This is a genomic window from Pseudooceanicola onchidii, from assembly GCF_004959925.1.
Taxonomy (GTDB): Bacteria; Pseudomonadota; Alphaproteobacteria; order Rhodobacterales; family Rhodobacteraceae; genus Pseudooceanicola; species Pseudooceanicola onchidii.
Genome location: NZ_SPUW01000003.1, coordinates 770,774 through 789,145 on the forward strand (window position 1 = coordinate 770,774; position 18,372 = coordinate 789,145).

The following is an 18,372-nucleotide window of genomic DNA, read 5'->3' on the forward strand; positions in this document are numbered from 1 at the left end:
GCGTGGCAGCGTGTCCGCCGGTTGTGGAATACAGCAGGGTGTTTCAAGCGCGTGCGGCCGAGGATCTTGTGACGCTGCCGGAGGAGTCGGCTCTCGTCGAGATGATGGGTGACTACGCTGTCTTGCGAGAACAGGTGCGTGGGTGCCGTGGATATCCGCGGCAAGCCAATAATCAATATGATCCATGAAAGCATCTAGCTTCGGTCGCCGGATCGGCGCCATCCAGCTGAACTCAGTACGCACTGATACTAGGTCAAGGGCAGAAGGGAAAAAATGATATGTTCACCAGAAAGTTGGCAAAAAAATGCGGTAGCGACCCAACCACTTGTGGGTTACTTGTAGTAGATCAAGGCACCTTCGCTGACGACGAAGTAGTTTAGTGGAAGGAAGGCACTTAAGGAGAGCTCGCTTGAAGGCTTGGAAACGGATTTTTGGTATCAGGAAATCTGAAAGCTCTTCGACCTTGGGTGAGAAGGCAGAAAGCACTCACGCCCACATACGGACCGCCAATGAGGTGGTCGAACCAGACAAGCCATCGCGCCCTTTCTTTAACAAAAAGATCGAAGATCTCGAGAGACTACTGCCGACCATTCAGGGCGATAAAAAAACGCTCAAAACCTTATTTGAAGAACTGGAAAACCGCAAAACTATACGAGCGCGCGAGCTCCGCATGCGCGTGAGGAAAATACTCGATGCTGCTGAATCATATGCTGGGGACCCGGAGGAAATTGATGATAACGAGACAAATGTAGGTGACTGCCACACTCGTGACGAAGCGCCGGGATCCGCTCGAGGTGATCTCATCCAAGGAGAACATGTTGCTCAAGTGACGACTGCTCTCCCTTTGGAAGATCAAGATAGGGTATTTTGCGAGGCAGACGAGGCCACGGTCGAAATCTTAAGAAAGGCCTCGGAAAAAGAAGCTGGTGAGGCCGCTAGTATAATTCAGCCCCAAAGAGCAATCGATGCTGAACACGACAAGCGAGATCAACTTGAGGAAAATTTTCAAAATGAACGGGTAATGAAACCTGATGCCTCATCCTGTCCGCGTGAAACGGATAGAAATACAAACCTACTGGAGTATGTGCTCGCATACGGAGTGTCCGTACGGCTTAGCAATGCGTTGAATCTCGCCTCGGATGCGAACAGTCTTCCAGTAAGCACAGTGGAGGATTATCTGAATTTACCACCATCGGTACGTCGCGAGCGTTTCAGAAGGTTGAAGAACATAGGCAATAGATCCGTCAATGAGCTCGAGGAGGTCCTCACGAATTTCATCCCAACCCCAGCCGCCGATTCTGAACGGGAAATTCATCTTCTGGCAGGAGGGGCGCGGGAAACAGGAAATGTTGAAGGCCTGATGAAATCCCTAAATTCATTTGATTTTTTGCATTTAGTAAGTAGCACCCCATCTTCACCACGACTTAAGACGCTCCTAAAAAAAATGGATGAAACTTTGGCCCCTTACAATCGAGGTCTTGGTTGGGCAATTAGAAATCTCAATGAATTAGAGCATCAAGCTCTTCAGCATCAAGGTACCGGAAGGTCTACTGTCAGGGAATTGAAAAGTCGCGTAAAACAGGCAGTCGCTGTAGTGTTCAGATTGGTTGGAATTGATGACGACCAATCAGAAGTGCTCTGCGAAATCATCATATTGAACAGTGCGACAGGTGTAAGCCCAGACATCATTGAGGACGCAGCAAACAAAGTTTCGCGGGCGTGGGAAGACGGAAAAATCTCAACCCTCGAAGTAGCTCAGCGTGCGTCATTTGATTATGATGTTCATACTGAACTGGTCGAACGCCCTAACGCCACTTTCGACAGGCTATTGAACGATGCTCTGACTAACAGAGAATTGGACATTCTTGAAAGCAGGTTTGGCATCAGAACCCAATCCAAACAAACACTGGAAGTAATTGCCGAGCGGTATGACGTCACACGAGAAAGGATACGGCAAATTGAAGTTAAAGCAAAGCACAAGCTAGAAACGCCCGCGATTGTTTATGCCATGCAATTGTATTTGGGGATTAAGTCAAGTGGTATTTGGAATGAGCTCTCTACTTCAGGCGATGTTGTCACCGAGCAGATGCTACAAGGTTGGCAGTGGAAGCTGTCTGGCCGAACGATATTGGCCATAGACGTTGTCTTCAACGAGATTGAAAAATACCTTCAGGCGTTTTCCACTCAACGCACTCTCCCCAGTGGTCTTCTCATCTGGGTTTCTTCTGAACTTACTGAGGACGAGGTTGAGGAAGCCGTTTCTGATCTTTCGAAACATAGCTCCCTTGATGTCTCAGTTAGTCAAGGCATTAAGCAGGCAATCCAAGGAGCGAAGTGGCCGATCACCGTGACCTACCTAAGCAATGTCCTCCCACATTTGTCGAGGGAGGCCATTCAAAGAGAATTGCAGACTAACTTCAATGCAGTAATATTCGGGGACAAAATTGAAAAAATATCAGGCTTGTCCGCCTCTACCCGTCTCGTCATCTTGTTGCGCACCGCCGGACATGCACTGCAATTGAATGAACTAGAAGCCCGACACAACATTGTATTCAGAGAAAAAATATCCGTACATGCGATAAGCGCGTCACTCCAAAGATTAGAAGAGGCTCTTATCGTAGATAGAGGGGCCTATGATCTCTATGAAAACATCAAACTCTCGCCCAGTGAAATTGTAGAAGTCCGAGATGCAAGCGAAGCTGTTCTTCTAGGGGAAAACAATTTCATTTCAGCCAAGGTTTTGTTTCGATTAATTTTGCCGCGCATGGATGATCAAATTTGCAACGTGTTAAGTCCCTATATGCTTCTAGGCATCTGCCAAGATGACAAGAGATTTGATTGCCGTCGTGGCCTAATGATTGGGCTTCTCGACCCACAATTTCAGGGGCAGTTTGAGCTTCTTGATGACACCATCGAAGATCTAGTCAGAACGCACGGCCCACTATCCATCTCAGAAATAAAGAGGCGAATTTCGTCAACTCGCGAGGTTATGGATACATCAATTTCATTCTCGCTTATTAAAAACCCAGAAATTATTGCTTCATCGCGTGGGCACTTTGACATGCAAGACCGTGTCTTGGGAGGTGAGGAGAAAGCAACCAAACTGCTCAATGCAATCATACTATCTCTCTTGCCTGGGGAGACTACATTCCCTGTTTTGAATGTGCGCTTGCGTTCAATCGGGATCGATATACCAATGCCAACTTTGATCTCGTTCGTTCAAAAACAACATTGCATATCTAGAAACGAAGACCGGATTAGCCTGCTTGACGTAGATGAGCTTACGCTTGCGTACGAGCGAAAGTTTCAAGACGCAATTGAGGACCAAATCAACGGAAGCTTTTCAGGGAGCTTACTCGCCGAAAGCAACCTTTCGGAATTTGAGAAGCGCCTAAAGAAAGTCGATTTTCGCTTTAAGATGCCTCGCGAAGAGTGGGATAGTTCTGGCGACGTTGTCGACGGGGAACTGGATCTAATTTCGGATATTTTGTCGGATTTTGAATGAGCAATCGGTTATTTCAAGATCTGCAGCTTCCCTTGTCCGTTCGAACGACCAGCTCGGACCCAATAGTGACGTTCTTCAATCCAGTGCTGTCGTGTGCGCAAACCTACGACGTGGCGGTAGGCTTTTTCTCCAGCAACTGGGTGCGAGATGCTGCAGCCGGTATAGCGAAATTCGCGCTAAATGGAGGAAAAGTAAGATGGATAGTCTCTCCAATTCTGAGTGAAGAAGACTTTTCCGTTCTCCAGACGGGGAACTCTGAAGCGCACACTGAGAGTCTTATCGAACAATCGTTTGAGCGCCTTTTTGAAGAGCTCCAATCGGATACTCGGTCCGTGATCTCCTGGATGATACGAGACTACATTATGGAATTTCGAGTGGCCATCCCAAAATCATCTCTCTCTGGAATGATGCATGCAAAGATGGGGGTGTTCTCGGACTCTCAAGGTAGCAAAATCGGGTTCAGCGGAAGCTATAACCACACCGCTGCTGCAAAAACCAATTGGGAAAAAATCGACATATACGATGGACAGAGGTCTGAAGAGGCTACTGCGCGGATCGAAGAGATTGAGCAAGACTTCGAGAATATGTGGTCTGGACTGGACCCTAACATTCAAATCTACTTGGCTTCAGAGAAGGTGCTCTCAAAATACATTGAGCATACCCACTCGGCATCTAGGCCGTATCGTATAAGATCAGAACGTTGGCCGCACTATGGCCCCCCGCGCTACTTGTTAGACGAACATGACAAATTGCGCGACTATCAAGAAGATGCAGTCGATGCTTGGCTAAAAAACAAGGGGCGCGGCTTGTTCGCCATGGCAACTGGTTCAGGAAAGACTGTTACGGCTCTGTCCGCTGCTTCCCGTATCGCCAACCGAGCGGAAGATACGAGAAATAGTTTGGCTATTGTCATAACAGTCCCTTATCAGCATTTGGCCGACCAATGGATCGAGGAGGCACGAAGTTTCAATTTTTCACCAGTTCTATGCTACGGGGGGGTGAATAAATGGATCCGGGCTGCCGAAAAAAAAATCATAAATCAAAAAGCCAATCTTGAAAACACTGTCGTATTTGTCGCCGTTAACGACACATTTTCAAGCCTAGCTTTTCAAGAACTTCTCGAAAAACTACCTCGAAATTCATTGTTGATCGCGGATGAGGTTCACAATTTAGGCGCGCCCTACTACAGCCAACACCTGCCAGAAAATTGTTCGTTTCGTATGGGTTTGTCTGCGACGCCGGTTCGCCATGGAGACGAGGTGGGAACAAAGGCCATTGAAGACTTCTTTGGAAAACCAATTTTCGAGTTTAGTCTGAGGGATGCCATTGGCCGTGGATTTCTTTGTCCATATCGTTACTATCCGATTCTTTCGCCGTTTTCTGAAGACGAAATGGCTGAGTACAAAGACTTATCTGATAAGATCGCGAAAGCATACGCTCGAAGCGCGAGTGACGACAATGAGCTAAATGACGTTCTCAAGACTCTCTTGATAAAAAGAGCGAGGCTTGTTTCAAAGTTAAGTAGCAAAACGGATTTGCTCAAAGGCTTGCTCGCAGAGAGGTCTGACTCTTCATACAATTTGGTCTATTGTGGCGATGCCAAAGAGGATGGAGAGCGGCAGATCGAGCAAGTGGTTAGGCTCGTTGGTCGTGATCTTAAGATGCGGGCAAACAAGTTTACTGCCGACGAAAACACGGACGAACGCAAGGTCCTTCTCGAAGAGTTTACCAGCGGCGAGCTTCAAGTGCTCGCCGCCATTCGATGCCTTGATGAAGGTGTTGACGTGCCCCGGACAGAAACCGCCTACATTCTGGCATCTTCGACAAATCCTCGGCAGTTTATCCAAAGAAGAGGGCGAGTGCTTAGGAAATCTCCGGGAAAAACTGAGGCTGCAATATACGACTTCATTGCTGTGCCGGATCTTGAAGAACTTAGAGATGGCAACGGTGCGGTCTCAAAATTAGAAAGGAACTTGGTGGCCAAAGAAATGGACCGAGTAAACGAATTTGCCAATATGGCGTTAAACAAAGGTGAAGCACTTAGCCAGCTGAATGACATAAAGTCCAAGCTACACCTCCTACATCTGTGAGAATGACATGAGCAAATCACCAAAAGAAATCCTTAGTGAAACTACTCCTCAGATAAGGTCGATTGTTGAGCAAGTACTGAAAAATGAGAGGGAGTATCAGCACTTCAGAAAGCTTAGCTCCACCCAGGAAAGCGATATCTGCAATCGTATCATTAGTTTGGTCGAGAAGGAGGTAAAAAGTTGAAGATCTCCTCGATAGACATCACCAATTTCCGACAATTTGTTGGTTCGCAGAAGTTGAGCTTTAGCGTTGATGAGCATGAGAACATTTCTGTTGTTCATGGTGAAAATGGTGCTGGAAAGACGTCAATTCTCAACGCTTTCAAGTGGTGTTTCTACGGCAGGACGGACTTTGATACGGGTGAGAAAAATATATTAAACGAGCATGCCATTTCAACCTATGATGATGGCGGCGTTATCTCGTTGCGGGTTATAGTCGAATTCGAGCACGATGGGCGAAATTACAAAGCCGATCGATCTCAGGAGTATAGGAAGCTGGGAAACAATAGTGTTGAACCAGTCGGTGGTAATGTTTTCGAGTTATCCTGGATTGCGGCCGGAGGTGGTTTCGAAAAGTCGAAGAACCCTGGCACGCAAATCAATCAAATTCTGCCCGAAGGAATGCACAGCTATTTCTTTTTCAACGGCGAACGGATTGAAAAGCTTGCCTATGAGAGTGCCTCTCATGAAATCCGAGATGCAATTCGGAATTTGATGGGTTTGGAGATTATGGAGCGTGGCCGCACACATCTGAGCGGACGTGTTCGAAAACATTTTAATAAGCAGATGAGTGAAGGAGCATCCGGACTTTTAAAGGATTTGATAGAGAAGGAAGGTTTGCTGGATGAGAAAATTGAGAAAATCAAGAATGATATTACTTCGGAAGATGACAATATAACCGGTTTTGAAGATACTATACAGGTGGTCGAAAAGCGGTTGCTATCGATCAAGGACGTGGCGGCGCTCCAAGAAGAACGAAATCGACTGAATGAAAGTCTGTCGTCAAATAGGGAGGCTTTCCAGGAGGCCTCTCGAAAAATCAAGCAGGTTATAGGGTCCCGGGGATTCTTGGCTTTCCTGCATGACGCAGCACCTCATGTGAGCGAAATTTTGGAGGAGCGCCGTCAGAAAGGTGAGCTTCCATACGCGATCAAGAGACAATTTATTGACGATCTACTTGATAAGGGGAGCTGTATCTGTAGCACCGATTTGGTGGAGGGCGAAGAGCCATACCAAAATGTCCACAGGTATCGAGACAAGGCTTCACCCGAAGGAATTGAAGAGGCTTTCACCAGGACATCCGGAGCTCTAGGTCAGTTCGGCTGGGCGCGAAACGACATGTATCAGTCGCTTTTGGGTCTTCTTGCAGACCGCAAAAGTCTGGATGACACAAGAGAGGAACTCGAAGGCGCCCTGAGTGAAATCAGTGGTAAGGTTTCTGATTCCGAACTTGAAGATGTCACCCAACTTGAAGCTCGTCGGAGACAATGCGAAATCGACCGTGACAACGCCGTCGGGCATCGAGGGCTTCTGCGAGGAAGGCTTGAAGAGGCGAAAACCGAGCTGGAGCAAGTTCAAAAGGAAAGAAAAGACCAGGAAGAAAAGTCTGGAAAAGTTGCTTTGGCCTCCAAACGACACACTGTCGTTGAAGAGACTGCACGAGTTGTGGAAGAACTGCACGATGCACTAGCTGAACAAACGAAACAGAAGTTGAGCAAACGCGTAAACCAAACCTTCCAGAATATTCTTAAGAAGGATTACAGAGCGGAAATTGACGACGATTATTGCCTTAGGGTGATTAAAGACGTACCCGGTGTAGGTCCTCAGATTGTGCACGAAAAGTCGACTGGAGAAAGCCAAGTCACGAGTTTAAGCTTTGTTGCAAGCATTGTGAGCTTGGCACATGAACAGTCCTTGAAAGATTCAACTTTTTTTAAGGGTGGCGTCTTTCCCATTATTATGGACTCACCATTTGGCGCACTCGACCCAGACTATCGTACGTTGATTGCGAGGCACATTCCGGAGTTGGCACAGCAAATTATCTTGTTCGTTTCAAAGTCACAATGGGACGGAGAAGTTCAGGAAGAATGTGAGAAGCGTGTCGGGAAGCATCAATCTCTAATCTATTTTGCTCCGAAAGTTCGTGAGGGTTTGGACTCATATTACGCTCGGCCAGGATCAGAATATGAGTATACAAAAGTTGAGGAGGGGTATCATGGCTGATCGAGTGCGGAGGCCCAAACAGTACGATGAATTGCTCAGGTTGCTGAAGGAGCAAACGAACATCTTTCCAACGCTCAAAGACGCTATTGTGTTTGCAGCTTGCTTGGGATTGAGCCGAGATAAACGTGTGTCATTTGATAAAACTTCCGAGCCAATCAATATGCAGACTTTTGGGGATGAATTCGATCAAATGACGATCGATGTAATTGGAATTTCGGCATCAGATGACGATCCTATGATTATGGCGACGGAACGTAGTGATGAACGAGTTCGGATTTTTGAGGAATACGCCTGTGGTGGACTCGAAATCATTAACCATGAGGTAGTCCAGGGGGGGGCTAATCTTGAAGATGGATTGATTAGGCTCGTACTGGAGGAGCAAAAAGATGACAGCATCCTCAGTGAAATTACTGACTTGTCGGAGGTTTAGTTTCACTTCGTTTGAACTCTTCACCAGCAACCAGTGACGCTATTTACATGTTTGGACCTGAGGCAGCAGATTCTTTCGGCTTCGGTCGGAGTGATGGGCTGTCTGCGGCCTCCGATCTCGTCGGGAGCATCTGCGGTTTTTCCCGAAGGCGATTTGTGATTGTGACTTCTGGTAAATGAACTCATTTACCCATGCATTTATCATGCATTGATGCGCAATGCGCTGATCTCCTGTGCTAGTTCAGCCTATGGCGTGCTTGTATGCAGTTTGCCATGTTAGGGGCCAAGGCCGAGCCCAAACCTGCATAATCAAACACCCGTACGGCCATATGACAACCCTATATCAAGGGGTGTTCAAGAGCCCCGCCCAGCTCTTCTCACTTTAAGCGCTCGGCAAGGGCCCTGCCTGCAGTGATGGCCTCCCGCAAGTTTAAATGACGTCGCAAATAGCAAGGCGCCCAAGCTATTGCCTGGGCGCCAACCGCGTCAAGTTTAGTAGCCGAGACTTTTAAGAAGTACATCCTTGTAGGCGGATGCTAACTCATTGACGGCGACGTTATAGGCGCCATTTGCTTTGCCAACTTTTGCCGGGTCAAAGTTCTGTCCAGAAATCATGGAATTGAAAGTTTTCATTACCCGCTCTAGGTTCTCTTTGACGAAGGCGTCAGGGTCTGTGATCCATTTCACTTCGCCTTCCTCTACTTTCATCAGAGCTGTCAACCCGTACACCAACGGGTACATGTAGCCATCGCCATATTTGTACTCACAAGGATTCCTATAATAGTGGGTCTTGAACTTGACGCTAGTTTTCGGCCTCTTCACCTCGTTGATCTTTCCGAACCGTCCACCGGCTCCGTTGTAGGCCTCAGGCACCTTCTCATAGATGAGGTCGAAGAGGCGTGGCATGTCTTTCATCAGCGCAAGCGCGCTTTTAACGCCAGGATCCACGATCTCGACAATCTTGCCTTTGACATCCTTTACGACGCCATCTTCCGCCATCAGATCGTTGAAAATTTCAACACATTGACCTTTAGATGAAAAGAGCACTGCCGGAGACTGCGCAACACGTTTCGATGCTTTAAAATTGTCCAGCTTTGACAGAGGGATCAACGCCAGAGATACGAGATCTGGCGCCTTTATGCGACCACCGTCATTCGACTTCCATTCGACCTGATCGATGAGTGCGGTATCGAGATTTTCTTTAATCTCCTCGTAATAGCCTTTCCGGTTTGCCATGGTCGCACTTGTAAGTTGCGCGTTGTTGTTTCGCGCGGCGCTAATTGCGATGATATGATCTTGGAAGAATTCGAAACCACCTGGTCCATCGGCAGGGAAAATAACTTCAACTGGCATGAGGCTCTCGGGAATCTTATCCCTATTATCCTTGATCATCGGCAGTAGGACGTCCCACTGTTCCTTGAAAGTAGACCAGTTCTTGATTGGCTTTACGGCATTTTCGGCTGCTTCCTCGCCTTCGACTGCATTGACCACCGTGCGAATGATGAACCGACCTACAGCGAGTGCATTATGGCCGCCGTCGAGAATCCCTTCGAGTTCCGGATCGTCGAACGTCAATCGGAAGCGGTTCCGCTCAAGTTCCTCGACGTCGCTACTTGCGATAAGCATCCCTTTCGACATGAAGTGAAAGAGCTCGCCCTGCTTTTCCAGACTTTCCTCGATATCCTTAGTGACATTGGTGGTTTTCGAGAGGCGAGGATTCGCTTCGAGATTTGACTCTGTGAGCAAATCGACAAGGCTCGAGAGGTTCACCGTTCCCAAAAGCTTCCGAAGCCCGTGGTTCTGGTGCGCTGGTTCGTTAATCTTCAAAATTACGCTAGACATAAAAAAGTCTCCTTGCGAGTTCGCAGGAGACGGGTCGAAGCATCGGGGCGCTTGTAGAGCCTACTTTTGCATTCCAACCCGCCTTCCGGCAGATTTCAGTTACCGCCACCCCGTCCGGGCTGGCTGCTGGTCTTTAAGCACGTCCAAATCCGCTTGTATAGCTTAAAATGATGTGCAGGGCATTTTTTGGACTCGCGATCTAAGTGTGGACCCGGGTCACCCTATGTTCATGGACAGAAGAAACCTTGATGCTGTCCTGCCGTGGATCCGCCTTCGGAAGTGCAGGATGGCCTGCTGACGACTTCGCGGACACCGGGCTAGGTTAGCATGTCGCGGGCCTCGAACTCCCGAGCCGATTCATACCAGTATGTTCAAACCCCTGATCGCCTTTGCGAGTTCGTGCCAGGGCGTTGACGGCTGCAAGTGGCTCCACGAAAGCCGGACGATCGATTCGATCGTTTCTTGATCTAACCCCATGGCGGTCAGAACGTGAGAGGCCTCACGCCGCGCAGACGTGCACGCAGACCCGCTTGAGATTGCCACATCGTCCCGCAGGGCAAGCATGAGAGCCTCGGAGTCTACGCCCATGAACCCTAGGGTCAGGACATGGCTCAAGGCATGGGATTGATCACCTATGAGAATGGGTTTGAGAGGTTCAAACTCCTTTAGAGCTAATTGTCTTTCCGTGAAGGACGCGCTCCGCCGCAACAAGTGATCCCGCATTGCAATGGCGGCTGCGGCACCGAATCCAGCTATCAGGGGAACGGGCAGTGTTCCTGGCCTTAACGCTCGCTCCTGACCTCCACCAAACATTAGTGGCTTAAGTGGAGGCCGTTCGTATCCTCTGCGCCGTGCGATGAGGGCACCTACACCTTTGGGGCCGAACAACTTGTGAGCGCTGACCGAAAGCATATCGATCCGAGCATGCCGCGGACCTTCGAGATCCTTGCCAAAGCCTTGAACCGCGTCCACGTGAAAGTAGGCGGTATGGTCCTTTAGACCGCTCGCGATCTCGCCAATTGGCTGCAGAATGCCTGTCTCATTGTTTGCGTGCATTATAGAGACTAGCAGTGTGTCGTCCCGAACCGCCGCAAGAACGTCCTCCGGCAACACACGCCCTGACTTCCCAACACCAACGATAGTCAGCTCAAAACCTTGGTTTTCCAGCACCTTCATTGGCTCGAGGACCGCCTTGTGTTCGATTGCTGTGGTCACAAGGTGTTGCCGCCCAGTCCGGCGACCATGGTCGGCAAGGCCAAGGATGGCCAGGTTGTTCGCCTCGGTGGCTCCGGACGTAAAAATCACCTCGGATGGGGCCGCGCTGGCTAAGGTAGCGATCTGCTCTCGCGCAAGCTGCACCGCCTTGTTGGCGCGGGAGCCAAATTCATGCGTGCGGCTCCCGGCGTTGCCATACTCCAAGTCGAAGTAGCGCAGCATGACTTCGCGGACTTCAGGCTCAAGGGGCGTCGTGGCATTGTTGTCTAGGTAGATCGGCATCTTCTTCGTCAGCTCCAGTGTGCCTGCCAAGAGGGGTTAGCAGGTTGTTCCTTGCGGTTCAAATTGCATGTTATCTGTTTGTTATTCCATTTGACAAACTGTTTGTGACTTGGCAAAACCCGGACAAGTTGTGAGGGACCATGGACGACGCATTTCATTACGCTTTTCCTGCGATTCGCGGCGTTCAAGCTGGCCGCGAATACTACGTATCAATGTGCCCGCTCCGCCTGATTCCGAAGATTTTTCTCTTTGATGAGGAGGAGCTGACCCCAGAGTTACGCTCTCAACGTACTCTGAACAAGGCGCGGATTCCGGAGATGACACGATACCTTACCGAGCAGGAAGACACCTACGTATTCTCGGCCATTACTGCGTCGGTCGATGCTGAGCTTGTGTTCGAGCCGGTTTCGCAAGAAAACGACCGCTTGGGGGTTCTTCGGATCCCTATGGCAGGCACCTTCATTATCAACGACGGACAGCACAGGCGGGCAGCCATTGAGGCGGCGCTGAAATTGAACCCAAAGCTTGGCGAAGAGAGCATCGCCGTCGTCTTCTTCAGTGATGTCGGCTTGGCACGTTCTCAGCAGATGTTCGCAGACCTAAACCGTTATGCGATCCGCCCCTCAACCTCGATCTCCCTGCTCTATGACCACCGCGATACCGGTGCTGAGATGACACGGCGTCTGGTTCTTGAAGCTGAGCCGTTTCGTGATCTGGTAGAGATGGAGCGCAGCACCCTCTCCGCGCGCTCGCGGCGACTGTTCACGTTCAGCGCGATTTATCATGCAACCAACGCACTCCTGGCCGATGCGAGCGACGACTCGGAAGCGAGCCTTAAGACAGCGAAGGCCTACTGGGAAGAAGTTGGGAAACAGCTGCCGGAGTGGAACCAAGTCCGTCGTGGCCGCCTGGCATCAGGCGAGGTGCGCCAAGATCTAATTCATTCGCATGGCGTGGTTCTTCAGGCGTTTGGCAAGGCAGGCGCGGCACTATTGCGCGAGGCACCGAAAGATTGGAAGAAGCGCTTGAGGGCACTCTCAGAAATTGACTGGTCGCGGAATAGTCCGACATGGGCAGGTCGTGCGGTAGTCAATGGTCGTCTCTCGAAGGCAACACAGAACGTTACTCTTACATCCAACTACATCAAGAAAAGCCTCGGACTTGAGCTGTCACCAGAGGACCAGCGCATTGAGGACGCATTTGAGCGGGGAGACCATGAGCGAAACACCTAAATCAGCAAGGCAATCCATCTTTAAGTCTGCGGGGTTTAAGGAAACACTCTCCCAATCGATTGAACAGATTCAGAAGACGTACCTTTCGGACCAGATCCCATGGGTAATCGGCTACAGCGGGGGCAAAGACTCAACAGCAGTGTTGCAGCTGGTATGGCTGGCCCTTTCAAAGCTTGCACCCAAAGATCGTCGGAAGACAGTTCACGTCATTTCGACCGACACTCTAGTGGAGAATCCAGTGGTCGCCGCGTGGGTCGACCGCTCTCATGAAGTCATGGGTGAAAACGCGGCCCAGTTAGGTCTGCCAATATCCCCCCACAAGCTGACGCCCGACGTCCAGAATACTTTTTGGGTCAATTTGATCGGGCGAGGCTATCCCGCCCCACGGCCAAAGTTCCGTTGGTGCACCGAGAGAATGAAGATCCGTCCGGCGGATGCCTTCATTTCCGACGTGGTCAAGCAGAATGGTGAGGCAATCGTCGTTCTCGGAACGCGCAAGGCTGAGAGTTCAGTTCGCGCGGCGCGCATGACGGCGAATGACGAGGGGCGTTTCCGTGAAAACCTGAGCTCCCATAGTTCGCTCCCGAATGCATTCATCTACAGTCCGATCGCGGAGTGGACGAATGACGACGTATGGCTGTTCCTGCTTCAGGTAAAGAACCCTTGGGGCCATGATAACAAGTCCCTTCTGAGCATGTATCAAGGCGCTTCGCAGGACGCTGAGTGTCCCGTGGTTCTCGACACGTCAACGCCGAGCTGCGGTGACAGCCGTTTTGGCTGCTGGGTTTGCACACTCGTCGAAAAAGATAAGTCGATGTCGGCGATGATCCAGAATGACGAAGAAAAGGAGTGGATGGCTCCGTTGCTAGAGCTTCGTAACGCACTCGATGAGCCTGACCACGACAAACGTGACTTCCGCAGGATGAGCGGGACGGTGCAGATTTTCAACAATGACAAACGCCCTATCCCCGGTCCATACACACAGGGTACGCGAGAGGACTGGCTACGTCGATTGCTTGCCGCTCAAGAGATCGTCCGCAATCACCCCAAGGCCCCGCAGGAGGTTCGCGGAATCGAACTTGTAACCCAGGACGAGCTCCATGAAATCCGTAGGATCTGGGTCGCCGAAAAGTACGAAGTCGAAGACCGTTTGCCTACGATCTATGCCGAAGCGACAGGTCGGAGCTTTGCCGCGAAAAGGCTGGACGATACGCAACCTTTCGGGGCGGAGGAAATGACAATTCTGAAAAATGCTGCGGGGGAGGATCAAATTCATTTCGAACTGGTTCGTGAACTTTTGCAGGTCCAGCGAAGCTACCGCACGTCAAGTCGGCGTGCGAAGCTATTCGAGCGTCTAGAGGAAGCTTTCAAACGCGGCTTCTACAATGACGTCGAAGACGCAACCGAACGCGCCGCGCGCCGACGCGATCTTGGCGCCTTGTTGGAAACTGTCGGCGAGATCGGCAATGACGGCGAGGCTGCCGCAAAAGCACTTCAACGAGAACTCGAAGAGCTTTCAGAAGGTCAAAAATCGGAGGCCGCGAAATGATCTTAGACGAAATCGTACTACACAATTTCGGCGTCTATCGCGGGCGGCATCAGTTCGAACTGACCCCAGTGTCAGCTGAAAAGCCGATCATTCTTATTGGTGCGCAAAACGGCGCTGGGAAGACAACATTTTTAGAAGCTCTTCAGCTTGCATTTTTCGGAAAGCTGGCAAGAGGCCAGCTACGGGGAACTGGCGCGTACGAAGACTACCTGCGGGGAGCGATTAATAGGAATGCCCCATCGGGCGATGGGGCGGAGGTCAAGGTGAAGTTCCGACGAACGATGGATGGTCAAGAGCAGCTCTTTGAGATTCGCCGCGCCTGGTCCGCGAGGGCCGCCCGTGTGCGCGAGATTTTCGAGGTGGTAGTGGATGGAAAGCTCGATCGGGTCCTGACCTCTCAGTGGAACGATTTCGTCGATGAGTTGCTTCCTCCACGCATAGCACCGCTATTCTTTTTTGACGGCGAGAAGATCGAACACTTTGCTGATCTTGACCGGTCATCCGAAATCATCGGCACAGGTATCAATGCTCTACTGGGCCTCGATATCGTTGAGCGACTGCAGGTCGACCTCGAGGTGCTCGAAGCTCGAAAGCTCGGCGACAACGGTAGTGTGGATCTCCGCGAAGAGCTTTCGATGGCAGAGGCCGAATTACGGGAGGCCGAGCAACGCGCTCGATCGGAGAATGATAGCGTCGCGAGCGTTCGCGTGAAAGCAGAGCGGAGCGCATTAATGCTGGAGCGCGCTCAGGCGGCGCTCGAATCCGAGGGCGGCGAACTCTTCGCTTCTCGGGAAGCGCTTACGGTAGAGCGGGCGCGACTTGACGAGGGGTTGGAGCATGCCCGCAAGGAACTGAGGTCTTGGGCCGGGGAGGGAGCGCCGCTCCTCCTTGTTCCGGAGCTTCTTCAATCGGCCGCGAAGCAGTCCGAGCAGGAAACTGAAATTGAAGCAAGCGGAGCGCTCCTGACGCTTCTTGCTGACCGCGATAAGTTGGCGATTTCGAAGTTCGAAGATTTTGGTGCCGCGGATGATCTCATCCAAGAGGTCAAAACGTTTTTCATGAAGGACCGTGAGCGATTGGGCCAGACGGCGTCTCAAAAAATGCATCTATTTTTGAGTTCATCTGCGCGAACGACGCTGGCGACACTTTGTGGCGAAGGGCGTGCTAGGACGCTTGATACGCAGAAGGCTCTGCTCGAACGTCTCGATGCTCTGGAAGATAAACGGGATGACCTGGAGCGGAGGCTTGCCTCTGTTCCGGCTGCTGAAAGCGTTGCACCCCTGGTTAAGGCTGTATCGGACGCAGAAGGCGCGCAACGACAGGCTGACATCGAGCTCGATCGGCGCATTCAGGCTCGTGACGCCGCGGATCGAGACGCGGCGGCTGTTCGAAAGCGCTACAAGGCTAAACTGGAAAAACTGATCAATCTTCAACTTCAGCGCGAAGACGCTAGCCGGTTGTTTCGACACTCGGCCGCAGTTCGTCAAACACTCTCGCTTTTTGCGACGCAAGTTATCCAACATCACATTCAGCGAATTGAGAGTCATATGCTTGAGGGGCTGCAAGCGCTTTTCCGGAAGGATGATCTAGTCGCCGAGGTAACTATAGATCCAAAGACATTTGCAATCGAATTGCGCGGGAGCGATGGGCAAGTTGTAGCCCCAGATCAGCTCTCAGCAGGAGAACGCCAGCTTTTTGCCATTGCTCTTCTTTGGGCTTTGGCAAAAGCATCGGGTCAGGCAGCCCCGACGGTGATCGACACGCCACTTGGGCGATTGGATTCACAACATCGGACACGCCTTGCAGAACGCTACTTCCCGTATGCTGGAGAACAAGTGATCCTCTTATCTACCGACGAAGAAATTGACGGGCGACTTTATCAAAAGCTGGCTCCACATATTTCTAGAAGCTTTACGATAACCTACGACACCGATGGCAAAGGTAGCCAGGTAAAGCCTGGCTACGCCTTTGTCGGCAAAGCTGGACTGGAGGCAGCATGATAACGATTGAAACTGTCCGGATCGACGAACAGGGTCGCGAACAGCTGATTAGGTTGAAGCGGCATACCGGGATCGAGACCTGGAATGTTCTTTGCCGATGGGCCCTTTGCGGGTCCCTCGCGGAGCCGACGAAGCCGCCAACCCGCCAGTTTAAGGGTGAGCCAGCGGTCGAAATCGCATGGCGTGTCTTCGGCGGCGTACATCACGAGATTTATTTGGCTCTGCTTAAGCAACGCTGCCTGCGAGACGGTCTAGAGCTTGACCAGGCGACGGTCCATGAGCAGTTCCGACTGCATCTTCATCGTGGGCTCGGTTACCTTGCGTCGGATCGAAGCGTCCGGTCAATCGGTGGCTTGGCCCGAAAGCTGGACGAGGTCGACGCTCCCGCGGCGGCGTGACGTGGCGGACTTGCCCGACCTGCACGAGTTGGCGAGTGCACATTTCACATATGCGGACTTGTGCCACTGCAGCGAGACTTGGCGCAGAACAGGTATTGAAAACGCTCCACAGGCACTTGAAACCTACCGGGCCATCGCTGAGCTTTGCAAGAAAGTGCTTGAGCCGGTAGAGGCGGAATTCGGATCGATTACTCTCACATATGGTTTTGCAGGTCCGAAACTCACTCGAAAAGTACACGGTCGGATTGCACCACGGCTCGATCAACATGCGGGACATGAACGGCGCGTTTCCGGTGAATTTATCTGCCCCAGGCTTGGTCAAGCGGCAGACTTTCGAGTGCCAGGGGTCTCGTCGATAGTTGTGGCCCGCTTCCTTGTCACGACGGTGCCATTTGACCGGCTCTACCTTTATGGAACTGATAGGCCGCTGCACGTTAGCATTGGACCCCAGCATGCACGTGCGATCTTTGAGATGCGCAAATCTGGCACCCGCTTGATCCCACGCGGTTTGAAGGCGGCCGATTTTTCTGTTTCGGATTGAAAGCGTCCGACCCTAGTGGTCGCCTTTGTAGTAGTAGCCTTTTGAGAAGCCGCCGCGTGATTTTCGCTTCTCACGGACTAACGCCAGCATTTCTTCCTCGTTCGCGTCGTACTGAGCTGCTAAAGCCAGCGCGACCTCAATAATGTCGGCCAGTTCATTGAGTTTGTCCGCCGCCTTCGTGGCGCGAAGGAATTCGGCGTGTTCTTCGCTTAACTTGTCTTAGAGCGCGGCGAGCAAGGCTTGCTTCTTGAGTTCCGAGATTATGGGTACCCGGCCTGAGGCTTCGATAATTTGCGGGATCTGATCACGCACTAGCTTCCCACGACGTCGAAAGTCCGTATCGTCGCTGGCGCGCTTAGCTCGATTGCACGCAAAGCACAGCGCCTGCAAGTTCTCGCGATCATTTACTTCTATAAGTTGGCCGTTCAGGCGCACCTTCCCATGCTTGTCGGCCTTTGAGCGTGGGACGATATGGTCTATGTCGATCGGGCGGACTTCCGCTGCGATGCCACATAGTTGACACTTGCCGCCAGCTTCTTTGAGCACTTCGTATCGCACAGATGCGCCAGCTTCGGGTGCACGCTCGCGAGATTTCTTCTTCTCAAACCAATCCTCGATCTTCTCCTCACAGACAAGAATAGCTTCGTTCCGGAGCTCTGGTTCCTCGGGGTATGCAAGAAGACGTGACCTGCTCCCCTGAAATGTCCTCGTTTTGAGGTTAGCCTGTTCTCCAGACGAGGAGACAGACGATGAAGAGAAGCCGGTTCAGCGAAGAGCAGATCATTGGCATCCTGAAGGAGCACCAGGCCGGGCTGGGCGCGAAGGAGCTGTGCCGCAAGCATAACATCAGCGACGCGACCTTCTACAAGTGGCGCTCGAGATATGGCGGCATGGAGGTGTCGGACGCCCGCCGACTGAAGGCGCTGGAGGCCGAGAACGCGAAGCTGAAGAAGATGCTGGCCGAACAGATGCTCGACGTCGCGACGCTGAAGGAGATGTTGGGAAAAAACTTCTGAGGCCCGGTTCGAGGCGGCGTGCCGTGGACCATTGCCCGGAAGGCGATTTG

At 51.3% G+C, this 18,372-nt stretch carries 12 protein-coding genes and 1 pseudogene; 10 read left to right on the forward strand and 3 right to left on the reverse strand.

What is annotated here, in order from left to right:
• Positions 1 to 409 precede the first annotated feature (409 nt).
• From E4S58_RS16695 to E4S58_RS16710, 5 genes are read left to right on the forward strand one after another with little or no spacing between them, the layout of a single operon-like run.
• Positions 410 to 3,505, forward strand: a complete 3,096-nt coding sequence (locus E4S58_RS16695) for a sigma factor-like helix-turn-helix DNA-binding protein (protein ID WP_136637571.1) — start codon at positions 410 to 412, stop codon at positions 3,503 to 3,505.
• A complete protein-coding gene (locus tag E4S58_RS16700) occupies positions 3,502 to 5,595 on the forward strand; it encodes a DEAD/DEAH box helicase family protein (RefSeq protein WP_136637572.1) in 2,094 nt (697 codons plus the stop codon). Before E4S58_RS16695 ends, E4S58_RS16700 begins: the two co-directional genes overlap by 4 nt.
• 7 nt (positions 5,596 to 5,602) lie before the next feature.
• The gene (locus E4S58_RS17960; protein ID WP_169052704.1) at positions 5,603 to 5,779 is read left to right on the forward strand and encodes a hypothetical protein; all 177 of its coding nucleotides are present in this window, start codon (positions 5,603 to 5,605) and stop codon (positions 5,777 to 5,779) included.
• A complete protein-coding gene (locus E4S58_RS16705) occupies positions 5,776 to 7,818 on the forward strand; it encodes an AAA family ATPase (protein ID WP_136637573.1) in 2,043 nt (680 codons plus the stop codon). The genes E4S58_RS17960 and E4S58_RS16705 overlap by 4 nt, the downstream gene beginning before the upstream one ends.
• Positions 7,811 to 8,248 carry a DNA phosphorothioation-associated protein 4 gene (locus E4S58_RS16710; protein ID WP_169052705.1) on the forward strand — a complete coding sequence of 146 codons (438 nt, stop codon included), beginning with the start codon at positions 7,811 to 7,813 and terminating at the stop codon, positions 8,246 to 8,248. Before E4S58_RS16705 ends, E4S58_RS16710 begins: the two co-directional genes overlap by 8 nt.
• Positions 8,249 to 8,739: 491 nt before the next feature.
• On the opposite strand, the gene E4S58_RS16715 is transcribed toward E4S58_RS16710, so the two are convergent.
• Both E4S58_RS16715 and E4S58_RS16720 read right to left on the reverse strand, forming a co-directional pair.
• Entirely contained in the window at positions 8,740 to 10,089 is a 1,350-nt protein-coding gene (locus E4S58_RS16715) for a hypothetical protein (protein WP_136637575.1), read from the reverse strand.
• Positions 10,090 to 10,446: 357 nt separating this feature from the next.
• On the reverse strand, positions 10,447 to 11,586 hold the full coding sequence (locus tag E4S58_RS16720; RefSeq protein ID WP_136637621.1) for a cysteine desulfurase family protein: 1,140 nt from the start codon (positions 11,584 to 11,586) through the stop codon (positions 10,447 to 10,449).
• 140 nt (positions 11,587 to 11,726) lie between these two features.
• Between E4S58_RS16720 and dndB the strand changes: the two genes are divergently transcribed.
• Genes dndB through dndE form a run of 4 tightly spaced genes read left to right on the forward strand, consistent with a single transcriptional unit; the run spans position 11,727 to position 16,765 of the window.
• Positions 11,727 to 12,818: a DNA sulfur modification protein DndB gene (gene dndB / locus E4S58_RS16725; RefSeq protein ID WP_136637576.1), complete on the forward strand. Its 1,092-nt coding sequence runs from the start codon at positions 11,727 to 11,729 to the stop codon at positions 12,816 to 12,818.
• Entirely contained in the window at positions 12,802 to 14,367 is a 1,566-nt protein-coding gene (dndC, locus tag E4S58_RS16730; RefSeq protein WP_136637577.1) for a DNA phosphorothioation system sulfurtransferase DndC, read from the forward strand. Before dndB ends, dndC begins: the two co-directional genes overlap by 17 nt.
• Positions 14,364 to 16,367, forward strand: coding sequence for a DNA sulfur modification protein DndD (gene dndD, locus E4S58_RS16735; protein ID WP_136637578.1), 2,004 nt, complete (start codon positions 14,364 to 14,366; stop codon positions 16,365 to 16,367). Before dndC ends, dndD begins: the two co-directional genes overlap by 4 nt.
• Positions 16,364 to 16,765 (forward strand): DNA sulfur modification protein DndE, encoded by a 402-nt coding sequence (gene dndE, locus E4S58_RS18150; RefSeq protein WP_205965406.1) that lies wholly within the window; start codon positions 16,364 to 16,366, stop codon positions 16,763 to 16,765. The genes dndD and dndE overlap by 4 nt, the downstream gene beginning before the upstream one ends.
• A 760-nt stretch (positions 16,766 to 17,525) precedes the next feature.
• On the opposite strand, the gene E4S58_RS18155 is transcribed toward dndE, so the two are convergent.
• The gene (locus E4S58_RS18155) at positions 17,526 to 17,864 is read right to left on the reverse strand and encodes an HNH endonuclease (protein ID WP_169052707.1); all 339 of its coding nucleotides are present in this window, start codon (positions 17,862 to 17,864) and stop codon (positions 17,526 to 17,528) included.
• A 191-nt stretch (positions 17,865 to 18,055) separates the two neighbouring features.
• Between E4S58_RS18155 and E4S58_RS16755 the strand changes: the two are divergent.
• Positions 18,056 to 18,372 (forward strand): annotated as a pseudogene (locus tag E4S58_RS16755) (transposase); the annotation flags it as partial.

Coding starts and splice junctions, on each gene's coding strand:
- E4S58_RS16700 (WP_136637572.1), top strand. CDS start 3,502: ATGAGCAATCGGTTATTTCAAGATCTGCAGCTTCCCTTGTCCGTTCGA.
- E4S58_RS17960 (WP_169052704.1), top strand. CDS start 5,603: ATGAGCAAATCACCAAAAGAAATCCTTAGTGAAACTACTCCTCAGATA.
- E4S58_RS16710 (WP_169052705.1), top strand. CDS start 7,811: ATGGCTGATCGAGTGCGGAGGCCCAAACAGTACGATGAATTGCTCAGG.
- E4S58_RS16715 (WP_136637575.1), bottom strand. CDS start 10,089: ATGTCTAGCGTAATTTTGAAGATTAACGAACCAGCGCACCAGAACCAC.
- E4S58_RS16720 (WP_136637621.1), bottom strand. CDS start 11,586: ATGCCGATCTACCTAGACAACAATGCCACGACGCCCCTTGAGCCTGAA.
- dndB (WP_136637576.1), top strand. CDS start 11,727: ATGGACGACGCATTTCATTACGCTTTTCCTGCGATTCGCGGCGTTCAA.
- dndC (WP_136637577.1), top strand. CDS start 12,802: ATGAGCGAAACACCTAAATCAGCAAGGCAATCCATCTTTAAGTCTGCG.
- dndD (WP_136637578.1), top strand. CDS start 14,364: ATGATCTTAGACGAAATCGTACTACACAATTTCGGCGTCTATCGCGGG.
- dndE (WP_205965406.1), top strand. CDS start 16,364: ATGATAACGATTGAAACTGTCCGGATCGACGAACAGGGTCGCGAACAG.